This is a genomic window from Neptuniibacter sp. QD37_6, from assembly GCF_047778085.1.
Taxonomy (GTDB): domain Bacteria; phylum Pseudomonadota; class Gammaproteobacteria; order Pseudomonadales; family Balneatricaceae; genus Neptuniibacter.
Genome location: NZ_CP180550.1, coordinates 3400083 through 3421139, shown reverse-complemented (window position 1 = coordinate 3421139; position 21057 = coordinate 3400083). Strand labels below are relative to the sequence as shown.

Annotated in this window: 19 protein-coding genes and 1 riboswitch; of the genes, 12 read left to right on the top strand and 7 right to left on the bottom strand. The window is 44.9% G+C overall.

Annotated elements, in window-relative coordinates; all coding sequences use genetic code 11:
- Positions 1-59 precede the first annotated feature (59 nt).
- Positions 60-134: riboswitch (cyclic di-GMP riboswitch) on the top strand.
- Between the two features lie 34 nt (positions 135-168).
- From ACMXYO_RS16430 to ACMXYO_RS16420, 3 genes are all read left to right on the top strand, one after another.
- On the top strand, positions 169-480 hold the full coding sequence (locus ACMXYO_RS16430; RefSeq protein WP_415886214.1) for a hypothetical protein: 312 nt from the start codon (positions 169-171) through the stop codon (positions 478-480).
- A 126-nt stretch (positions 481-606) separates the two neighbouring features.
- The gene (locus ACMXYO_RS16425) at positions 607-4044 is read left to right on the top strand and encodes a response regulator (RefSeq protein ID WP_415886213.1); all 3438 of its coding nucleotides are present in this window, start codon (positions 607-609) and stop codon (positions 4042-4044) included.
- 10 nt (positions 4045-4054) lie between these two features.
- Entirely contained in the window at positions 4055-4996 is a 942-nt protein-coding gene (locus ACMXYO_RS16420) for a diguanylate cyclase domain-containing protein (protein ID WP_415882803.1), read from the top strand.
- On the opposite strand, the gene ACMXYO_RS16415 is transcribed toward ACMXYO_RS16420, so the two are convergent.
- Together ACMXYO_RS16415 and ACMXYO_RS16410 are read right to left on the bottom strand one after the other, a co-directional pair.
- Positions 4975-7434 carry an ABC transporter permease gene (locus ACMXYO_RS16415; RefSeq protein ID WP_415886212.1) on the bottom strand — a complete coding sequence of 820 codons (2460 nt, stop codon included), beginning with the start codon at positions 7432-7434 and terminating at the stop codon, positions 4975-4977. The two genes, ACMXYO_RS16420 and ACMXYO_RS16415, sit on opposite strands and share 22 nt — an antisense overlap.
- Entirely contained in the window at positions 7431-8120 is a 690-nt protein-coding gene (locus ACMXYO_RS16410) for an ABC transporter ATP-binding protein (protein ID WP_415886210.1), read from the bottom strand. The genes ACMXYO_RS16415 and ACMXYO_RS16410 overlap by 4 nt, the downstream gene beginning before the upstream one ends.
- Before the next feature lie 10 nt (positions 8121-8130).
- Here ACMXYO_RS16410 and ACMXYO_RS16405 point away from each other — a divergent pair, with 10 nt between their 5' ends.
- Positions 8131-8730 carry an arylesterase gene (locus ACMXYO_RS16405; RefSeq protein WP_415886208.1) on the top strand — a complete coding sequence of 200 codons (600 nt, stop codon included), beginning with the start codon at positions 8131-8133 and terminating at the stop codon, positions 8728-8730.
- A gap of 101 nt (positions 8731-8831) precedes the next feature.
- Here ACMXYO_RS16405 and ACMXYO_RS16400 read toward each other — a convergent pair whose 3' ends face one another.
- The gene (locus ACMXYO_RS16400) at positions 8832-9413 is read right to left on the bottom strand and encodes a superoxide dismutase (protein WP_415882797.1); all 582 of its coding nucleotides are present in this window, start codon (positions 9411-9413) and stop codon (positions 8832-8834) included.
- Positions 9414-9720: 307 nt separating this feature from the next.
- Here ACMXYO_RS16400 and ACMXYO_RS16395 point away from each other — a divergent pair, with 307 nt between their 5' ends.
- A complete protein-coding gene (locus ACMXYO_RS16395; RefSeq protein ID WP_415886206.1) occupies positions 9721-10005 on the top strand; it encodes a hypothetical protein in 285 nt (94 codons plus the stop codon).
- 57 nt (positions 10006-10062) lie between these two features.
- Here the strand turns inward: ACMXYO_RS16395 and cysQ are convergent, their stop codons facing one another.
- Together cysQ and nudE are read right to left on the bottom strand one after the other, a co-directional pair.
- Positions 10063-10899, bottom strand: coding sequence for a 3'(2'),5'-bisphosphate nucleotidase CysQ (gene cysQ / locus ACMXYO_RS16390; protein WP_415886204.1), 837 nt, complete (start codon positions 10897-10899; stop codon positions 10063-10065).
- Between the two features lie 49 nt (positions 10900-10948).
- The gene (gene nudE, locus ACMXYO_RS16385) at positions 10949-11494 is read right to left on the bottom strand and encodes an ADP compounds hydrolase NudE (RefSeq protein ID WP_415886202.1); all 546 of its coding nucleotides are present in this window, start codon (positions 11492-11494) and stop codon (positions 10949-10951) included.
- A gap of 31 nt (positions 11495-11525) precedes the next feature.
- Between nudE and yrfG the strand changes: the two genes are divergently transcribed.
- Positions 11526-12182 (top strand): GMP/IMP nucleotidase, encoded by a 657-nt coding sequence (gene yrfG / locus ACMXYO_RS16380; protein ID WP_415886200.1) that lies wholly within the window; start codon positions 11526-11528, stop codon positions 12180-12182.
- Complete coding sequence (hslR, locus tag ACMXYO_RS16375; protein WP_415886198.1) at positions 12179-12589, top strand: ribosome-associated heat shock protein Hsp15; 411 nt, start codon at positions 12179-12181, stop codon at positions 12587-12589. Before yrfG ends, hslR begins: the two co-directional genes overlap by 4 nt.
- A 54-nt stretch (positions 12590-12643) precedes the next feature.
- Here the strand turns inward: hslR and ACMXYO_RS16370 are convergent, their stop codons facing one another.
- Positions 12644-13426, bottom strand: coding sequence for a phosphatase PAP2 family protein (locus ACMXYO_RS16370; protein WP_415886196.1), 783 nt, complete (start codon positions 13424-13426; stop codon positions 12644-12646).
- 111 nt (positions 13427-13537) lie between these two features.
- Between ACMXYO_RS16370 and hslO the strand changes: the two genes are divergently transcribed.
- The 3 genes from hslO (at position 13538) to ACMXYO_RS16355 (ending at position 17371) form a co-directional block, all read left to right on the top strand.
- The gene (gene hslO, locus ACMXYO_RS16365; protein ID WP_415886194.1) at positions 13538-14407 is read left to right on the top strand and encodes an Hsp33 family molecular chaperone HslO; all 870 of its coding nucleotides are present in this window, start codon (positions 13538-13540) and stop codon (positions 14405-14407) included.
- A 209-nt stretch (positions 14408-14616) separates the two neighbouring features.
- Positions 14617-16164, top strand: coding sequence for a phosphoenolpyruvate carboxykinase (locus tag ACMXYO_RS16360; RefSeq protein ID WP_415886192.1), 1548 nt, complete (start codon positions 14617-14619; stop codon positions 16162-16164).
- A gap of 115 nt (positions 16165-16279) precedes the next feature.
- Entirely contained in the window at positions 16280-17371 is a 1092-nt protein-coding gene (locus ACMXYO_RS16355; protein ID WP_415886190.1) for a poly(3-hydroxybutyrate) depolymerase, read from the top strand.
- 17 nt (positions 17372-17388) lie between these two features.
- Here ACMXYO_RS16355 and ppx read toward each other — a convergent pair whose 3' ends face one another.
- Positions 17389-18903: an exopolyphosphatase gene (gene ppx, locus ACMXYO_RS16350; protein WP_415886188.1), complete on the bottom strand. Its 1515-nt coding sequence runs from the start codon at positions 18901-18903 to the stop codon at positions 17389-17391.
- A gap of 300 nt (positions 18904-19203) precedes the next feature.
- Between ppx and trxA the strand changes: the two genes are divergently transcribed.
- Positions 19204-19530: a thioredoxin TrxA gene (trxA, locus tag ACMXYO_RS16345; protein ID WP_415886186.1), complete on the top strand. Its 327-nt coding sequence runs from the start codon at positions 19204-19206 to the stop codon at positions 19528-19530.
- 229 nt (positions 19531-19759) lie between these two features.
- Positions 19760-21019 (top strand): transcription termination factor Rho, encoded by a 1260-nt coding sequence (gene rho, locus ACMXYO_RS16340; RefSeq protein WP_007021413.1) that lies wholly within the window; start codon positions 19760-19762, stop codon positions 21017-21019.
- Positions 21020-21057 lie beyond the last annotated feature (38 nt).

The window sequence follows — 21057 nt, the reverse complement described above, 5'->3', positions numbered from 1 at the left end:
CTTTTGCACAAGCCGCCGACAGCTTAGGGTGAACAGGATCTGTTTTTTCGCGGGATTATCTCTCGAAAAGGCAAACCCCAAGCAATTGGGCGACGCAAAGTCACGGGTCCCTATGGGATGGCCGGACCGCCGACGATAAAAACTCTCGCTTCTGCTGAGGTTGTCGTTATGTTGTTTGCAAAACCACTATTCGGCTGTGCCGCAGGGATTGCTCTGGCGCTTGTATCTTATTCAGTGAGTGCAAAGGAACCCGCGCCACCACGACTTCCACTCTCTTTTCCGTCTTCAATTTTTACCCAATTAGCGGCCTTAGATGACTGGCATTTTGGGCTAAAACCGCCTGTCTTTTGCTTAAGTGGCCATTACTTTAGGGCTGATAGCTCTGTGGCTGTTGCAGAACAAAAAAGGTCAGTCGCGAAGCCTAATCGCAAGAGTCGTTTGTATCTGGCCTTCTTGATGTTGGCTCGAAACAAGAAATAGCGGTTTTAAAACTGCATATAGACTGATCGAATTGTGTGGTATTTGCGTGCAATTCCGCCTTTGTCGCAACGAAATGTCGTAGCTGAACTAAACTCATGCAAGGATCTTTTGATTGCGAGGCTCTGGATGAGGCGGCTTAAACAAGCGATATCAGGACGTCTGGGTAAACAGTTTGCGATACAGGTCATTTTATTTAGCTCCTGTTTTACATTGATCACAACAAGTGCGCAGTTAGCATTCGATTATCACGCAGATATCAGCCGAATCGAACAGCAGTTTGTCGATATTGAAAGGTCGCATGTACCGCCTTTATCCCTTGGACTGTGGTCAATGGATAGCGCCCAGATCGGTGTTCATCTTGAAGGTTTACAGCAACTCCCCGATATAGAGCATGTAGTCATTAGTGATGAGCAGGGCGGTGTCTGGGAGTTTGGAGATAAGATCTCTGATAGTTCTCGTGAGCACGTTTACCCTTTAGAGTTTTTGCGGGTTAACCAAGCTGATCCCATTTATCTCGGCTCGTTGGTCGTGACGGCTAGTATCGATAATGTCTATGAAAGACTGATCAACCGAGCCAGCGTTATTCTTATCAGTAATGGTATAAAAACAGCGATAGTTGCAGGCTTTATTATCTTTTTGATGTGGCTTCGAGTGACTCGTCACCTTGGAAAAGTTACTGAGTATGTAACGCATTTGGAATTTAAAGGGGAAAACAAACCACTAATACTATCTAAAAGGTCTGATCCAAACTCGCCAGATGAATTTGATATTGTTTCAGACGCAATTAACCGGATGCAACAAAGTCTGACTGAGCAGTTTCATGAGATTAACAAGGCCGAAGTGGAACTGAAATATTTGCTTCGTGAACGTAATCAATTGCTACAGAGTGAGCGGGAATATAAAGGGCAACTGGAGGAAAAAGTTACGGAAAGGACGAGGGAATTAACAATTAGTGAAGAAGCACTGAAGAAAAGCCATAACTACCTCCGTAATATTTTAGAAACGAGTCCTATTGCCGTAAGTGTTTATAACCCCAAAGAAAAACGTCTTACATACTCCAACCAAACATGTGCGAATATGTTCGGCTATAGCATTGAATCGTGGTTAGAACACAACCCCAATGATAGTTGGCTGCACTCTGAGGATAGAGAATATTTTGCTCGGGAATACCGCAAACATGGTCGAGTTGGCACGACTGAGGTTGAGTTGGTTCGTAAGGATGATTCGGTGTTTTGGGCCTTACTTACTTGGGACCGTATTTTCTTTCAGGATGAAAGGCAGATTTTATTCTGGGTAGTGGATATTAGTGGGCAGAAGAAAACTCAGGATTTACTAGAAAGGGCGAAAGCTGAAGCCGAAGCCGCAACACAATCTAAGTCTGAATTCTTAGCGAATATGAGCCATGAAATTCGTACCCCAATGAATGCCGTCGTGGGATTTAGTCACCTTGCTCTGCAGACTGAATTAACCGAGCAGCAATATGATTATTTAAAGAAAATCCAAATGGCCGGTCATAATTTATTGCGTGTAATTAATGACATTCTCGACCTGTCTAAGATCGAAGCCGGCAGAATGAGTGTTGAGCAGATAGATTTCTCTTTAGATGATGTCCTCGAGCAGTTGTGTGATTTATTGCGCCTGAAAGCTGAAGAGAAAGGGTTGGAGATTCTACTATTCCATCCTTGGGAACTCCCACGAAATTTAAAAGGTGACCCTTTACGTTTAGGTCAGGTCCTGACCAATTTGGTCGGTAATGCCATTAAATTTACAGAACAGGGAGAGATCTCTATACAAGTAAATGAGGTTTGTCGTACTGACAATAAAGTGGTGCTTCGATTTAGTGTTATAGACAGCGGCATTGGCTTATCTGAGGAAGAACAAACACGAATTTTTAAGGCGTTTGGTCAAGCTGATACCTCAACAACTCGGAGATATGGTGGATCTGGGTTGGGATTGGTTATCTGTCAGCAGTTGATAGAACTGATGGGTGGGGAAATGACCCTTAAAAGTGAGAAGGGTAAGGGCTCTTGTTTCAGTTTTACCAGCGAATTTGAGTTGATAGAGGATGAAGCCAAGGTCGCGCATTCCATCGAAAAGCTACAAGGGGTAAGAGTATTGATCGTGGATGATAGCTCGGCGTCACGTGATGTATTGAATTCACTTATATGTAACTTTGGGATGTATGGTTATGCCCTAAGTTCAGGTGAAGAAGCGCTAGCCGAGTTACAGAGGGTTAGTGAAAGTGATGAGCCTGATTATGATCTGTTGTTAATCGATTGGCATATGCCAGGTTTAGATGGTTTTACATGTGCGCAGAAAATAAAAGAGATGACAGTTAATTCCCCTTTACCTGCTGTAGTGATGGTTACAGCGCATCATCGAGAAGGAATTTTACATCAGGCTAACGCGGAAGATCTTGATGGTTTTCTACTTAAACCTGTTAGCCCGTCGCTTTTATTGAGTGCAATTGATAAAGCGCTTCATCAGGAAGTATCTTCAGAATATCGCCATCATAAGCCGGTTCCAAATCAAGAGGATGCTCTTAAAGGGCTTGTGGATTCACGAATTTTACTGGTGGAAGATAACCTAATTAATCAACAAATAGCGACTGAAATGCTTGTGGGGTTCGGGTTGGATGTAACCATTGCTGAAAATGGTTTAGATGCATTTAATCAGGCAAAAGATGTGCTATTTGATCTGATTTTAATGGATATTCAGATGCCCGTGATGGATGGTTTGGAAGCGACTGAAAAAATCAGAGAACTGGTGGCCTACCGTGATATTCCTATTATTGCTATGACCGCTAATGCAATGCAGGAGGATATTGAACGTAGCAAAGCTGCAGGGATGGATGCGCATATTACTAAGCCAATACAACCAGAGGTATTACTACAGACGTTAACTCATTGGGTAGCTCCATATTTACATCAACCTCAATTGTCAGCATTAGGCCCGGATCCTGTGATTGATGGACTTCATAGTGGGGAAGCACTATCTAGGTTGAATGGTAATATGGAATTGTATGAAAGGTTATTACTGCAATTTGTCGATGAGCATAATGATACTTTCAGTGAAGTAGCAGAGCTTATCTCCCTTAATGATTTGGAGAAAGCTGCAGATAAGGCACATGCATTTGCCGGGTTAGTTGGGAATCTAGGTAGTACTGAATTATTTCGTTTGTCTCAACAGCTTGAGCGCAGTTTAAGAGCATCTGAACTAACGGAAGTAGAAGGGCTGTTAACCCAGTGTAAACAGCGATCTGATCAGTTAATTATCGCGATTTCTGAATTTTTAAGTTCCGGCCGCAAAGAGGCAACTTCTCCACAACCGTCTATAACTAATAAATGTGGTCAGTCATTTATTGAGTTGTTAGATGTTGTAAATGAGTTGTTGCAAGAGGGTGATAGTCGATCACTTAACTATATTGCTGATTTAAGGGCTGCTAATCCCGGAGGCTTAGAAGAAGAGTTGGCAAAAGTTCAAATGGCGATAGAAGAGTTTGAATTTGAACAAGCCTTAACGGAGGTCGAGCGGTTAAGGAAACGTTTTCTTAGCGAAGTATAAGGAGTCTCTTATGGATAACGTAAAGGGGCATGTACTGGTTGTAGATGATGAAGCAGTTAACTGTAATGTACTTGTTTCCCTGCTGGATGATTATAAAGTTATCGTTGCTAAGAGTGGTGTTAAAGCGATCTCACGTGCCCGTGAAAACCCTCCAGATATCATTCTCTTAGATGTGGTTATGCCAGAGATGAACGGCTATGAAGTCTGTTCAATCTTGAAAGCCGATGAAACCACATGTCACATCCCGATTATTTTTATCACTGTGAAATCAACTATTGAAGAGGAAACTCAAGGTCTTCAATTAGGTGCAGTGGATTATATATCTAAGCCCTTCAGCCCCGCGATCGTTCAGGCGAGAGTGCATAATCATATTCAACTTAAAAAACAGAGGGATATGTTGGAAGCTCTGAATGTCACAGATAGCTTGACTGGGATAGCTAATAGACGTCATTTTGATCTAGCTCTGAATCAGTATTGGCAAGCTGCTTGTCGCACGTCGAGTCCCGTAGCGTTATTAATGATCGATATTGATCATTTTAAACAATATAACGATCACTATGGGCATCAGTTGGGTGATGAGTGTTTGGCTCTGGTTGCACAAACTCTTGATAGGCAGTGTGATCGGGACTTGGATCAAGCTTGTCGATATGGTGGGGAGGAGTTCGCTGTTATTTTACCGTACACCGATAAATCAGGTGCGGTGAAAGTGGCAGAACGAATTTTAAGGGCTATCCGAGCATTAAAGATTCCGCATAAGGGGTCCGATACTGCTCAGATGGTGACGGTTAGTATTGGGCTATCAGTCAAGGAAGCGGTTCCATCATTAGAGTTGGAGAGCTTGATAGCAAGGGCTGATCAAGCTCTGTATGCTGCTAAAAACGGGGGTAGAAACTGCTGCCACCACTTGGATGCACCTGAGTTAACAGTACATCATCGCGAAGCTAGTGTTTGATAGCTTTGGCTTAAGCTCTGTTGACGATGGCTAAAGTGCCCAATCAGAATAAATAGACCGCTGCTGAGTATCGGCAATAGACACCAGAGTATCGGATGCAAAACCGGTGACAGATTCAACAATTGCTGGTGGATAGGCCACAAGCTTACCTCGGAAATAATGACCGCAAGTACACCACTGATCCCGCCAATCAATCCCATCTCTAAACGATCAAGTTGCTTACACTGCTTTTGGCTCGCGCCTAAGGTAAGCAGAAGCGCGTTCTCATGACGACGTTGTTCAAGCTCTTGGGTCAGCGTTACATAGAGTAAAACTAAACCTGATGCTGTCGTCAGCAACATCAGTAAGCTTGAGAGTAGGGACAACTTACTGAGTAATGTTTGTAGCTGCGACAGAATTTGCCGAACATCGATCAGTGTTAGAGTCGGGAACTGTTGTAGCAGAGAGCGGCTAACCTCTGCGCTTTTATCACCTAGATAAAAACTGGTTAGGTAGCTAGGCGAGTAAGGCTCCAAAATGTCGGGGCTGAAGATATAGTAAAAGTTAGGTTGGAAAGAGTCCCATCTGACAGAACGAATACTGGTGATCTCGGCGCTGGCTTCGCGGCCCGCGATATCAAAAGTGACGCTATCGCCGAGTGTTAAGCCCAGTTCAGATGCGAGCTTTTGTTCGATAGATACACTTTGAGAACTGTTCCACTGTCCAGATATAAGCTCATTATGCGCTGGGAACTGCTCCGTCGCTGTTAGGTTCAACTCACGTTTTAGCGAAGGCTGCTCTAACTGTTCAGGCGTCAGTGCCTCCGCTAATGGTTGGCCATTGACCTTGCTTAAGCGACCACGATAGATCGGCCAGAGCTGATTATCGATCTGCTGTGCTGTTAACAAGGTTTCAACTTCCGGTTTCTCCCAATCTTGAATGTTGATGAGGAAGTGGTCAGGCGTGTTTTCGGGTAACTGTTCTTGCCAGCGGCTAAACAGATCATTTAGTGCAACTAAGTTAATACTCAACAATGCAAATAGCAGGCAGATCACCGGAATTTGGATTCGATACCAGCGCTGTTGTTGCTGCATGCGGCTGACCAACATCTGTCCTAGCGGATGATGCTTAGATAATCTCTTTGAGCTCCATTGCGCGATAAAAGCGCCGAGCCAGCCCAGAAGACTACCTAAGATAAGCAAACTCAGAGTAAGACTGAGGGTAAGCCACAGGCTATTTAAGTAACTGCTGGTGAATAGCAACAAGACGATGAACGCGCAAAGATAAGGTAGCTTGCCACCCCACTTTAGAGGCGAAGGCTGGTTTTGGAATAGCTGTGTAGGTGTACTTTCCTGTAGCAACAGAAGGTTAGGCAACCCAAGGGTGACAATAATGGCAATGCCTAACGCGGGTCCTGTGAGGTAGGTTGTGAAAGCGGCCGTAGGTATTGGCTGAGGCAACAGTTCGTTTAGAAGTTGTAGGCCAGAGGCTTCCAATATAACTGCCAGAACAATACCTACAAGGCTGCATAGAAGCCATGCGTATCCTAGTTGGGCAAGATACATCAATAACAGCTGGCGATTACTGACCCCTAAGCTTTTTAGCAAGGCAGCACGTTTACTTTGGCTCTGCGTAAAACGGCGCAAACTGAGGAAAATCGTCATGGCAGCAATTAGCAACGCAAATAGCGCACCTAAACGCAGGTAAGACGAGGCTTTCATTAACGCGCTGTTTTGCTGGCCCTCTTCGCTTTTTAGTGAAGTGATCTGCTCGCCGGTTTGTTTGTTTTCTTGTAGATAGGTTTCTAGTTGCGCGATTTGCTGGGCATCGCCACTAAACAGCTGACGATAATGCACGCGTGAACCGGGGCCTAAGAGCTCGGTACTTTGTAGGTCAGACTGGTTGATAATGATTTGCGGATTAAAGCTGATAAAACCACGGCCACGATCGGGTGACGCAATTACAATGTGAGTTAAAATAAATTCTGTTGAGCCTAAGGTCAGCTTATCGCCGGGTTCGAGTTTTAAGCGTTCAAATACGCCTTGCTCGGCCCAGGCTTCTCCCAGCTTGGGTAATTCTGTTTGTGTTGGCTGATCTAATGTTATTTGTCCGCGAGGGTAGGGAGCACTCAACGCTCTTACACTGACAAGAACAAAGTTATCACCTTGGTTCGCCATACTGGCGATCTGTGTGACCGAAGTGTGCTCCAGAGCCATCTCTTCAGCCATCGAAAGTGTTTTATCAGACAATGGACGGCTGTTACTCAATACTAAGTCAGCGCCCAAAAGTGCACTGCCTTGTCGTTGCAGGGTTTGTTCAATTCGCTCACCTAACACTGCCATCAGGCTAGCAATGGTAATCGCCAGTAAAAGAGCCAGTAGTAGTGATCGCCACTCACTTAGCTTGACATTACTCAAGCTATGTTGCCCGGCTATTTTCAAAAGAGTGGTAAGGTTCATGCGGATAACTCTTGCAGTTCGTCATTATGCAAGCGCAATGCTCGACTGCAGCGTTCTGCTAACAATGAGTCATGGGTAATCAGAATCAGCGTCGTGCCTTGAGCTTTGTTTAGATCAAAAAGCTGCTGGATGATCTGTTCACCGGTGTGTTCATCTAAATTGCCGGTAGGCTCATCAGCAAACAGTAGGGTGGGATTTGTGGCAAAACTGCGGGCGATCGCAACCCTTTGTTGTTCACCACCGGAAAGCTCAGCGGGTTTGTGATTAAGTCGTTCACTCAGGCCTACTTTGCTCAGCCAAATCTCTGCTTCTTCTGCGGCTTCTTTATGATTGCGAATCTGCAGAGGCAGCATGACATTTTGCTGGGCTGTAAGGTCTGGTAGCAGGTGAAACGATTGAAATACGAAGCTGATATGTTGGTTACGAAAATCTGCCCGTTGTTGGTCGTTCAGAGTATTGAGATCGGTATTATTAAGTAACACATGACCAGAACTGGGATGGTCTAATCCGGCTAGCAGCGATAGTAGGGTCGATTTACCTGTGCCTGAAGGACCGACGATAGCTACGCTTTCTCCCCGCTTGATCTCTAGATTAATATCACTGAATAGATCAACGGCCCCTGCTTGAGTCTGAAACTGTTTTGCGAGATGCTGAGCACTAACGACTGTGTCTGTATCAATTGCCATAGGTTCTTCCGTGCGTAAAACGATTGCCTTTCTATTATTCGTATTTCTGACCGTTCCGGTTCAAGCGCGTTCCCTAATTGTTTTAGGAGATAGCCTATCTGCTGCCTATCAGATGGACCTAGAACAAGGTTGGGTATATTTGTTACAGCAGCGTTTAGATCAACAAGGCTATGCGCTTGAAGTGATTAATGCCAGTGTTAGTGGAGATACAACGCAAAATGGCATCGCACGATTGAACTTGCTGCTAAAACAAACTGAACCAGAGATTGTGGTTATCGAATTAGGCGGGAATGATGGCTTACGCGGCACGCCGCCGGTTGCGATCCAAAGAAATTTAGGGCGTTTGATCGATATGGCTCAAAATAATGGAGCGAAGGTTTTGTTGCTAGGTATGCAGCTCCCTCCAAACTACGGTAAGGCCTACACCCAGCGCTTTAGCGAAATTTTTTCGACTGTAGCTGATAACAAAGAAGTGGCTTTAGTGCCTTTCTTTATGGAACAAGTTGCCCTGTTTCCTGAGCGTATGCAGGATGATGGGATTCATCCTAGTGCGGCTGGTCAGCCTTATCTGCTAGATACTATGTGGCCTTATTTAGAGCCTTTATTGTAGTAATCCGAGCTTAGCTGTCTTCCGTAGCGCTCGTTTAAGACTATCACGCACAAAAAAGGCCGATACGTTTCCGCATCAGCCTTTTTAAAAGTTACGATAACTTATGCAAAGTTAGCGTTTACGAATTCCCAGTTAACTAGCGCCCAGAAACCTTTTAGGTAATCAGGACGAACGTTACGGTAATCGATGTAGTAAGCGTGTTCCCATAGGTCAACAGTTAGCAGTGGAGTCTGACCTTCAGTTAGAGGGCAACCAGCGTTGCTAGTGTTAACGATATCGATAGAACCGTCAGCGTTTTTAACCAACCAAGTCCAGCTAGAACCGAAGTTGTTAACTGCTTTGTCGTTTAGAGCTTCTTGGAATGCTGCGAAAGAACCCCATTTAGCGTTGATTGCATCAGCAATCGCGCCAGTTGGCTCACCACCACCGTTTGGAGATAGGCAGTTCCAGTAGAACGTGTGGTTCCAGATCTGAGCAGCGTTGTTGAATACGCCGCCAGCAGGAGCAGAAGTGATGATCTCTTCTAGAGTTTTACCTTCGTACTCGGTACCAGGAACTAGACCATTTAGCTTAACAACGTAAGTGTTGTGGTGTTTGCCGTGGTGGAAGTCTAGCGTTTCAGCAGAGATGTGTGGTTCCAGAGCGTCCTTTGCATAAGGTAGCGGCGGAAGTTCAAAGCTCATAAGTGTCACCTTATTCGTGTGTCGTAAAGACTTATTATCAGAGATTACCTGCGTATCCGTATGCTCACACGATTGGCAGGTAATTATTAATTATCCAAAGCACGGAAATAATAGCACCCAAGAGTGATTATTTCATGGTACAAAAAGTGTGCTTATTTGATGTTCTTTTGTTACGAACTATCTACCTATATTGGTTCATAATTCATTTTTTAAAGGGCTGCGACTAAAGTTTGCTGAAACTGTCATGTTTTAACCCTAGAATGACAGGCCTGTATTTTTATAACTATAAAAAAGTGACTGTTAGAAGATGTATAAAGTTTTAATTTGGATCTCTGTGGTATCTCTGGCAATTCTGGTCGTTAAAACTCAGTTTTTAGCGTCTGATACGTTTGTGCCGTTCAAAGAGGACTGCATGAAGTTGGCGGGTGCTACAGAGGAGCGTTGTGACTGTTTCTCTAAATATGTACACAAGCACTTTAGCGATAATGAAGTAAAACTGATCCGTGCTAATCAACTGAGCAACCCGGACTTTAAATTTAAAGTGGAAGAAGTTCTGGCACGTGCTAATCAGTCTTGTGCGGCTGAAAAATAACACCTATCTACTCAACTAGCTGGGATAGTTAAACTCTATCCCAGCTACTTTTGACCTCTATCCGTTTTGAGAGCCGCTTGCTAGATGGTTTCTTAACACTTCTAACGGGAATTGTGGATCACCGCAGGCAAAGAAATACGGGTTCTCTAAAGATTCGCGTAAGTTATAGGTGAGGCCTTCGAGTGTTTCGGCGTTGACTAAACGCCCACCGGCTGCTTCCAAAATAGCTTGGGCTGCTGCCGTATCCCATTCGCTGGTGGGATAAAGACGTGGGTAAAAATCGGCTATACCTTCAGCGATTAGACACATCTTTAAAGAGCTTCCCATTCCTCGATGGCTAATCTGTGAAAACTGTTTGGCTATCGGTAGCATCAGGTTTTCGTTGGCTTCTTGGCCATGCCTACGGCTGGATGCGACGATTAGGTCTTTGCCCAGAGGCCTGCTTCTGATTTGTGCTGGAGCTCGCCCTTCTTCCTGTTTCCAAGCGCCAATCTCGTTGCCTCCCCAATAGGCAACACCGCTAACGGGAACATAGATAATGCCGAAGATAGGACGGTTGTTTTCGATCAGAGCAATATTGATGGTGAATTCATCGTTACGGTTAATAAACTCTTTGGTCCCGTCCAACGGATCGATACACCAAAATTGCTGCCAAACTTTGCGCTTTTGATAGGTTAATTCAGTGTCTTCTTCGCTCAGTTGCGGGATCTCGGGAGTTAGATCGCTGAGACCTGCCCGAATCACCTGATGTGCAGCAAGATCAGCTGCCGTCACTGGTGAGTGGTCTTCTTTAGCCGCAATCGAAAAATCATCGCGCTGATAAACTTTTAAGATCTCAGCGCTGGCTTGCTGACAAATACAGAGTAATGCTGAAGCTAAGTCGTGTTGGTTCATTATCTTACGGCCTTTTTGTTATTGGGTGTTGGCAGTATGAATGATGGTTCTACTTACGATTGAGGAAATCTCTGGCCATATAGAGCGCGGCAATGGCTCTACCTTCGGTAAAGTCCTCGCTAGCTACGAGTTGCTCTATTTCGGCTAGCGGCCAACTGACGACTTCCATCTCCTCTGGCTCATCGCCTTGTAAACGACAAGGATAGAGATCTCTGGCGATGACCGCTGTAATTCTATGCCCCATATAGTTGGGTGCTGATGTCATTACTTTTAGCGTATCTAACTGGTTGCTACCAAATCCTGCTTCCTCTTTAAGCTCTCGGTCTGCAGCGATATGAGCGTCTTCACCTGGATCAATCAGGCCTTTAGGTAGCGTCAGCGTGTAATCCTCAATACCTGCAGCGTACTCTTTGATCAGCAGTACTTCATTGTCTTCGGTCACAGGAATGATCATTACTGCACCGTTACCTCGATTGGCTAAGCGCTCATAAGTGCGTTCGGCACCGTTTGAAAAGCGAAGTTCAACCTGCTCGACTTTAAATAAGCGTGTTTGTGCGGCAGTTGTAACCTTCAAAATCTCGGGTTTAACCGGCATACTGAGGTTTCCTCTTTACTTGGCCTGAAAAATGTTTGATTGGCAGAATATAGATACCGTCTTGCTGGATATGGACGGCACCCTTCTTGATCTACACTTTGATACCTATTTTTGGCTAGAACATCTACCCCTGCGATATGCGCAGATCCACAAAATGGATCAAGATGAAGCTCGCAGTTGGTTGCATGAGCGTATCATAGAGCAGCAAGGAACTCTTAATTGGTATTGTTTGGATTATTGGACGCGTGAACTGAATGTGCCCATTACTGAACTGAAGTCTGAGATTGCCGACAAAATCGCTTTTCGACCTCATGTGCAGGACTTCCTAGCTACCTTAAAAGCGCAGGGGATTCGCACGGTTATTGTGACGAATGCTCATTGGGGAAGCCTGTCTCTTAAAATCGAAAAAACCGCTATCAACGATCTTGTGGATGATGTTATCTGCTCCCATGACTTTGGGTTGCCCAAAGAAGATCTCACTTTCTGGGACCGACTGCAGCAAGTAGAACCTTTTGATAAGTCCCGTACCTTGCTGGTGGATGATAGCTTTGCTGTACTTAACAGTGCTCGGGAATATGGTATTAAGTATTTATTGTCGATCTACCAACCTGACAGTCAGCAGCCTAAAAGAGAAATAGATGACTATAGTGCTATAGAGCACTTTGATGAGATTACCCCCAAGAAATGACAGATACAGAAGTAAAAGTTCGACTTGATAAATGGCTTTGGGCCGCTCGATTTTATAAAACCCGCGCTGTTGCAAAACAGATGATCGATGGTGGTAAGGTGCACTATAACGGTCAGCGTACTAAATGTAGCCGACACGTTGAGATCGGCGCTGTCTTAGAAATTCGTCAGGGTTTCGATGAGAAAGAGATCGTAGTGGTTGAACTCTCAGATAAACGTCGTGGTGCACCCGAAGCGCAAAAACTCTATAAAGAGACCGAGGCCAGCATTAAGAAGCGTGAAGAGCACGCTGCTCAGCGCAAGGCGATGGGTAGTAGTTTGAATCCGCGCAATCGACCGAATAAGAAAGAGCGCCGTCAGATCCGGTCATTTAAAGATGGTGAACGTGGTATCTTTGATAAAGGTTAACGACTAACCGCATTGCTCATTTGTTTTTTGAACAATGCGGTTTGATAAGCCTTTTTAAGGCTTGAGAATCGGAAGTTTATTTAGCAAAGGGATCTTTGCGAATAACCGTATTAATGGCAGCAGAAGTTTATGAACCTTGCTGGTAGCTATATGCATAATTGGTGTGCAGAAAGCCCAGCTCAGGGTAATCATTGCTGAGAATGCCCCACCGACTAAATTGTCACTTGCCCAATGGGCTCCACCCACAACGCGTGGAAGCATAAATAGCACTGCTAAAAACAAAGCTGATAGAGATAGCCAGCTACGCGCATTTAGCATCATAAAGCCTGCCCAGGTTAGAACGACTGTTGCGTGGTCCCCAGGGAAGGTAGATGTTGCACTGTCTTTGGCTGGAATGTCGGGAACAATCTGACTAAACCGATATGCTGGCTCCAGTAATAAGGTTGGGCTCTTACCACTGAGCTCCGCAGCTTTGGTAAAGTTAGCCACTCCTTCTCTGACAAAGAACATCAAAACGAGTAGTAGGATAAATCCGATGATGGCTTGCTGCAGGCGGTCACGTTTTATACCGAAACCCGGGAAGGTCAGACTTACCAGCATGATGATCAGAGGGATCAGATCCATAATGCGGACATTCGCCCAGGCCCAAAAACGAGTCCAGCCATCATCTTCAGACAGCGTGCCATTCAGGATAAAGAATAGGTTCTGGTCGATGCTGCGCCAGAAAGCGAAGCCTGTTTCTGTTACGAAAAAGCCAAACCAAGCAAGCGCGAATAAATGCCCTAGGAAAAGGGCTTTTAAATTCCAAGTCTGCCTGAAAACGGTGATATCGTTCATACTGCAAATACTGTCCCGAATTGTTAGACAGATATGATAAAATACCTGTATTGACTTGGGTACCTATCTGGACCCTCTTATTTTCCACTTATAACTCGATAGAATCCTCTCATGAGTAATCCTGATCAGATTCAGCGTATCCTGTTCGATGAATTGGATATTCGCGGCGTTGTTTCCGGCGTACAGCAAACCTGTGCCGATTGTTTTGAAAGCCATGACTATCCCGCTGTGATTCAGCAGGTGTTGGGTGAAATGTTAGCAGCGGTAAGCTTGCTTAGCTCGAACCTAAAATTTAAAGGTCGTCTTATTCTTCAAGCTCAAGGTCGAGGAAATGTTCGTGTGTTAATGGCGGAATGTAACCATGACCGTGATCTACGCGCGATTGCTCGTTACGAAGGTGAACTAAATGAACAAGCTAACTTTGTGGATCTATTACCGCAAGGTCAGGTTGTCCTGACCATTGAGCCGGAGCAAGGACAACCTTATCAAGGTATTGTGCCGCTAGATGGAGAAAATCTAGGTAAATGTTTAGAAAACTACTTCGTGAGTTCTGAGCAGTTGCCAACCCAGATCCAGCTAGCTTCTGATGGTGAAAAAGCAGCAGGAATGATGCTGCAGGTATTGCCAGCGCAAGGTGCCGGTGAAGAGGACTGGGATCGCGTCAGCCACTTAGCGTCCACGCTTAAAAGTGAAGAGTTATTAGAGTTGGATAACGAAACTTTGTTGTACCGACTTTTCCATGAAGAACAATGTCGTCTATACGAACCGGATGAGGTTCGATTTAAATGTACCTGTTCTCGTCAGCGCAGCGAAGCTTCTTTGAAGCTTGTCGAAAAAGCAGAACTTTTAGAAGTGCTAGAAGAGCAGGGCAAAGTGGCTGTTAACTGCCAGTTCTGTAATGCACAGTACGATTTTGACGCTGCAGATATTGAAGTATTGTTTGCTGAAAACGGCGCTTCAGGCGGCACACAAGTACATTAAGCGAACTTATATTAGGTATTCTGGTGGTGAATTTGCTGTAAAATCAATCAAATAAGCCTGTTTTTGCGGCAGGTCAAATGCGAATTGATTTCAACAATGGCACAGCGTGCGATTTTTGTGCATAATACGCCTCCTTATAATTACGATACACCATAGCCTTACGCCTTATTAGGTAACGTTATTGGCGCCTATGCCAAGGGAACCCAGTAATGACCAAAGATTCTGTTAACATTGCACACCACAACTTAAGCCCAGCTAAGCTGGTTGAGAAAGCCATTGCCAACGGTGAAGGAACACTTGCTGACACTGGCGCATTGGTAGTGACAACAGGTAAACGTACCGGTCGTTCTCCGATGGATCGTTTCATCGTTGAAGAGCCAAGTACTGCTGATTCTATCGATTGGGGTAATATCAACCGCCCATTCGATTCAGACAAATTTGATGCGTTATGGACTCGCGTAGAAGAGTTCATCGCAGATAAAGAACACTTCGTGTCAAACGTACACGTTGGTTCTGATCCAAACCATTATCTTGCTGTAAACATGACTACTCAGACTGCATGGCAGAACCTGTTTGGTCAGAACCTTTTCATTCGCCCTGCGGAATACAACCCGAAGTCGAAAGAAGAGTGGCAGATCCTAAACGTTGCTGGTTTCGAATGTGATCCAGAGCGTGACGGCACAAACAGCGATGGTTGCGTAATCATCAACTTCGCTAAGCGTAAAGTTTTGCTAGCAGGCATGCGCTACGCTGGTGAAATGAAGAAAGCGATGTTCTCTGTACAGAACTTCCTGTTACCAGAGAAAGACGTATTGCCAATGCATTGTTCTGCAAACGTTGGTGATGACAACAGCACAACGCTATTCTTCGGTCTATCTGGCACAGGTAAAACAACTCTGTCTGCTGACCCTTCTCGTTACCTAATTGGTGATGATGAGCACGGTTGGGGCAAAGGCGTTGTATTTAACTTGGAAGGTGGTTGCTACGCTAAAACTATCAACTTAAGCCAGAAGAACGAGCCAATTATCTGGGACGCTATCCGTTTTGGTGCAATCGTAGAGAACGTTGCTCTAAACGATGCACGTACAGCTGATTACGATGACACGTCTCTAACTGAGAATGGTCGTTGCGCATACCCGCTACAGCACGTTGAAAAACGTACTGTATCTAACATGGGTGAAGAGCCAGATTCTATCGTATTCCTAACATGTGACCTGACTGGCGTACTGCCACCAGTATCTATCCTGACTAAAGAAGCGGCTGCGTACCACTTCCTGTCTGGTTACACTGCACTTGTAGGTTCTACGGAAATGGGTTCAGGCGGTGGCATCAAGTCTACTTTCTCTACTTGTTTCGGTGCTCCTTTCTTCCCTCGTCCAGCGCACGTTTACGCTGAGCTTCTAATGAAGCGTATCGAAGAGTTCGGTTCTAAGGTTTACCTAGTAAACACTGGTTGGACTGGCGGTTCTTACGGTACTGGCGAGCGTTTCAGCATCCCAACTACCCGTGGCATCATCTCTGCAATCCAGAATGGTTCCCTAAACGGTGCTGAGACTGAGAAGCTAGAAGGTCTAAACCTAGAAGTACCAGTTTCGGTTGAAGGTGTGGACTCTACACTGCTTAACCCACGTAACACTTGGGCTGATAAGTCTGGTTACGATGCAACTGCAAACGACCTGATCGGTCAGTTCGTAGAGAACTTCAAGAAGTTCGATGGCGTATCTGAAGAGATCATTGCAGCGGGCCCTAAGCTATAAGTGGCTAGCTAGCATTTGAAAAAAACCTCGTATTTATACGAGGTTTTTTTTTGCCTTTGTTTTGTTAAAAAGAAGATAGGTATCAACAACATGCTTATTAAATCAGGGAGTGGTTGTGTTTCGTTTGTTACTGTTATTAAGTTGCTGGATGCTTTCAAGCATTGTGCAAGCTCTAGCTAATCACGCGAGCGCCTCGCCTGTTGCTCTCCCTGCATTAAATGCCTTACCTGATCAAACCTCTATATCCGGCCTGTCATCAGGCGGTTTTATGGCTGCTCAATTTCATATCGCTTACTCAGAGAATCTAGTGGGCGCTGGGATTATTGCTGGAGGACCGTGGAATTGTGTCGCTAGTATTCCAGAAAATGAGTTAACTCCTAAACTTGTGAGTGCCACCACAACCTGCATGGATCCATGTAAGTACAGCTTTTTTGGCTGTCCTGATTCTCTGTATCCAAATAGCCGTTATTTATCTGAGTTAGCTAAAACTGAAGCCGAACGGGGTAGTATTGCTGCGTTAGAGAATCTTTCAGATGACAAAGTATATATTTTTTCAGGTCGTGAAGATAAAACGGTCAAGCAGGTTGTAGTCGATCGGACGGCCTCTTTTTATAAACATTTAGAGCTTGATGAGAGTTCGATACGATACGATAACAAGGTTGCTGCTGGACATGGGTTTATTACAGATGAGGCCGAAGACAACGGCTGTAACCAGACCGAAAAACCATGGATTAATAATTGTGGCTTCTCGCAAGCGCGGCGACTGTTAGAGCATATTTATGGCGAACTAGAACTAGATTCTAAGGTGCTTTCGGGAGAGCTGATTAAATTTGATCAAACGCCATTTGATTCAGGCGAGTACAGTAGTTTAGATGACATTGGTTATCTCTATATCCCGGAGGATTGCCGTACTAAATCGTGCCGAGTGCATGTTGCTTTGCATGGCTGCAGGCAAGGGGCTGAATTCTTAAGGGAAAGGTTTGTAACGGGTGTCGGTTATAACGAAACGGCGGATGCTAACCAACTGATTATCCTTTACCCGCAAGTGGCGCCGTCATCAATTATGCCTATGAATCCGCGTGGCTGTTGGGATTTTTGGGGTTATAGCAGTAATAGCTTGCCGCCATACCATTACTACAAAAGAAGTGCGCCACAGATGATAGCTATTGATCAAATGATAAAACGTATTGTCTCTAAACCAGATTAACGCTCAATTGAAAGCTGTTAGTTAAAGTGGAGTTTGATATCGGCATTTTCCAAATAGCAGGCTTCTTGTTCTAGGCCTGCTTCGGTTAGAGGGTGATGAGAAAGCCAGTCTTCTGGGAAGGTCATCGTTAACGATTTGTTGTCTGCGCTAAAATGGATTGCAGGTAGGCGATCGGAAGAGCGGCTACGATGAAGTACCACTGCCAGTCTTAACAGCACGCAGAGTCGTCGATAGGATTCTTGCAGCCGTTTGGGCAGTGTTTTGAATTCGTCTTTAGGGAATTTGCGGCGATGTCCCCGTACGAGTGCTGCTAATTGTTGCTGCTCGCGTGTTGTGAAACCGGGCAGATCTGAATGGTTGAGCAGGTAGGCACTATGCTTGTGGAACTGGCTATGCGCGATCGTCAGGCCTATCTCGTGAGTGCGGGCTGCCCAGCAAAGCATATCGTAGTCTTTCGGCGATAGCTGCCAGCTTTCCTTTAGTTGAGCCCAGGCAAGAAGAGCCGTTTGTTCGACGCGTTCAGCTTGTTCTTGGTCAACATGATAGCGCTGCATAAGAGCGGTGATACTGCGATCACGTACGTCTTCATGCTTTAAGCGACCAGCCATATCATAGAGGACGCCTTCACGTAGTGCGCCTTCGGAAAAGCTTAATTTTTCTATATTTAAGGCTTCGAATATCCCGCATAAAATGGCAACACCGGCAGTGAGAACTGTTTTGCGTTCAGCTTTAATGCCGTTAATATCGATTTCGTCACTGTGTTTAAAGGTCAGCAGGAGATCTCTAAGTTGCTGTAACCCTTCCCAAGTGATGGATTCTTGGCTGTAGCCATAGTCTTGGCAGATATTGCGAACGGCTTTAATTGTACCTGAGGCACCTACCGCACTGTTCCAGCCTAGGTTGCGATATTCTCGAACAATCGATTGTAGTTCTTGGCGAGCGGCTGTGCGGGCGCGTTTAAAGTTAGTGGAAGAGATAACGCCATCTTTAAAATAGCGTTTGGTATAGCTAACGCAGCCCATATGGAGGCTTTCCATAGTGCGGGGTTCAAAACGTTCGCCAATAATAAATTCAGTACTACCGCCACCAATATCGATGACTAAGCGGGGGCCTTGGTCATCAGCAAGGGTATGTGACACCCCTAGGTAGATCAGACGCGCTTCTTCTCGACCTGCAATGATCTCTAGTGAGGTTTCTAGGATAGCCTCGGCTTCTTCAATAAACTTTCGGCTATTCTTCGCTTCACGTAAAGCATTGGTACCAACGACTCTAACTGAATCTCTAGGAAGGTCTTTAACGCGTTGAGCAAAACGGCTGAGGCACTCAAGTCCTCGTTGTTTTGCTTCGTCTGTCAAATAGCGCTTTGTATTGATCCCAGCAGCTAACTGAACTTTATCGGACATCAGGTCAATCGGGCGTATCTCGCCTTGATCAAGTTGCGCGACGACCATATGAAAACTGTTCGAACCTAAATCAATGGCAGCTAGGCGTTGATCATCTTGTTTATCTGAAACAGTTGAAGGTTCTGTCATGCGTTGTTGTCCTATGACCCGATATGTAAGGCTGAGCTAGATTACCAAAAGTCCTACGGTACTGCAGGTGCTTTTCATATTTTGTGTTAGGGCTTTTAATTTATAAGAATAGTCTACTGAAAATATGGCCTTGTAGCCCCGTGAAATGGGATTCTATAGCATTTGGGGTTTAAGCTTATAGCTAAATAATTGACCTCTATGCTAGGAAATACCTATGGGGGGCGTTACACAATTGGTGGTGAGAATGGTATCATCGGCGGTCTTATTGAAAAATAATGGGCGCAGCGGAGAAAAGTTCCCATGAGTGAAAACATTGTAAATGTTACAGATGCTTCCTTTGAGGAAGATGTTCTCAAAGCTGAAAGTGCAGTATTAGTTGATTACTGGGCTGAGTGGTGTGGTCCTTGTAAAATGATCGCCCCTGTTCTGGAAGAGATCGCTAAAGAATACGGTGACCAGTTGAAAATTTGTAAACTGAACATCGATGAAAATAGCGAAACTCCACCAAAATTTGGTATTCGTGGTATCCCTACATTGATGCTGTTCAAAGGCGGTAATGTAGAAGCTACTAAGGTTGGCGCACTATCTAAATCGCAGCTTTCTGCGTTTATTGAAGCTAATCTTTAATAGATTGATACCTAGAAAGTGTAATGAGGCTCAAAACATTACACTTTCTTACCTTTGCACTATAGACAGACCCTTACCTACCTTCTATAGTGTTGCTTGTTTGGTCCTCTCGCTAAAATCTTTTTCCTTCTTTGTATTTTATGCGAGAGCATTTTGACCAACGTTCGACTATCTTCTTAAATTCCATCCACATATTAAAAATTAGCTTCGTGCTTCTTTTCTTCAAACTATGAATCTTACCGAACTAAAAACAAAAAGCGTTCCCGAGTTACTTGAAATTGCCAAAGGCATGGGAATGGATAATCTGGCTCGTTCCCGTAAACAGGATGTTATTTTCGCTATTCTTAAGCGTCATGCGAAAGGCGGTGAAGACATCTACGGTAATGGTGTCTTAGAAATTCTGCAGGATGGTTTTGGTTTCCTGCGTTCCGCTGACTCCTCATACCTAGCTGGCCCAGATGATATCTACGTATCTCCAAGTCAGATTCGTCGTTTCAACCTGCGTACAGGTGACACGATTGCGGGTAAGATTCGTCCACCTAAAGATGGTGAGCGTTATTTTGCATTATTGAAAGTTAATGAGATTAACTACGATAAGCCAGATAACGCGAAGAACAAGATTCTTTTCGAAAACCTGACGCCTCTATTTGCGCAGGATCGTTTGCGGATGGAAATTGGTAACGGCAGTACAGAAGATCTGACTGCGCGTGTTATCGATCTGGTTTGTCCAATGGGTAAAGGTCAGCGTGCTTTGGTTGTATCACCGCCTAAAGCCGGTAAGACCTTGATGCTGCAGAACATCGCTAACAGCATCACCCGCAACAACCCAGAAACTCACCTGATTGTATTGCTAATCGATGAGCGTCCTGAGGAAGTAACAGAGATGCAGCGTACCGTTCGCGGTGAAGTGGTTGCATCTACCTTCGATGAGCCGCCATCACGTCACGTTCAAGTGGCTGAGATGGTTATCGAGAAAGCTAAGCGTCTAACTGAACACAAGAAAGACGTGGTTATCCTTCTGGACTCTATCACGCGTTTGGCGCGTGCTTACAACACAGTTATTCCATCTTCCGGTAAAGTACTAACCGGTGGTGTTGATGCCCATGCGCTAGAGCGTCCTAAGCGTTTCTTTGGTGCTGCGCGTAACATCGAAGAGGGTGGTAGCTTAACAATCATCGCAACAGCGTTGGTTGATACGGGTTCTAAGATGGACGAAGTTATCTTTGAGGAATTCAAAGGTACAGGTAACTCTGAAGTTCACTTGGATCGTAAAGTTGCTGAGAAACGTGTATTCCCAGCAATCAACATCCGTCGTTCTGGTACGCGTCGTGAAGATCTTCTTACTTCTGAAGAAGAGCTACAGCGTATGTGGATCCTGCGTAAGCTTCTAGATCCAATGGAAGACACTGCAGCGACAGAGTTTGTAATCGACAAACTGAAAGACTTTAAAACAAACGACGAATTCTTCCTTTCGATGAAACGGAAGTAAACCTGTTTGCGTATTAAAGGGTGAGCATCTGCTTGCCC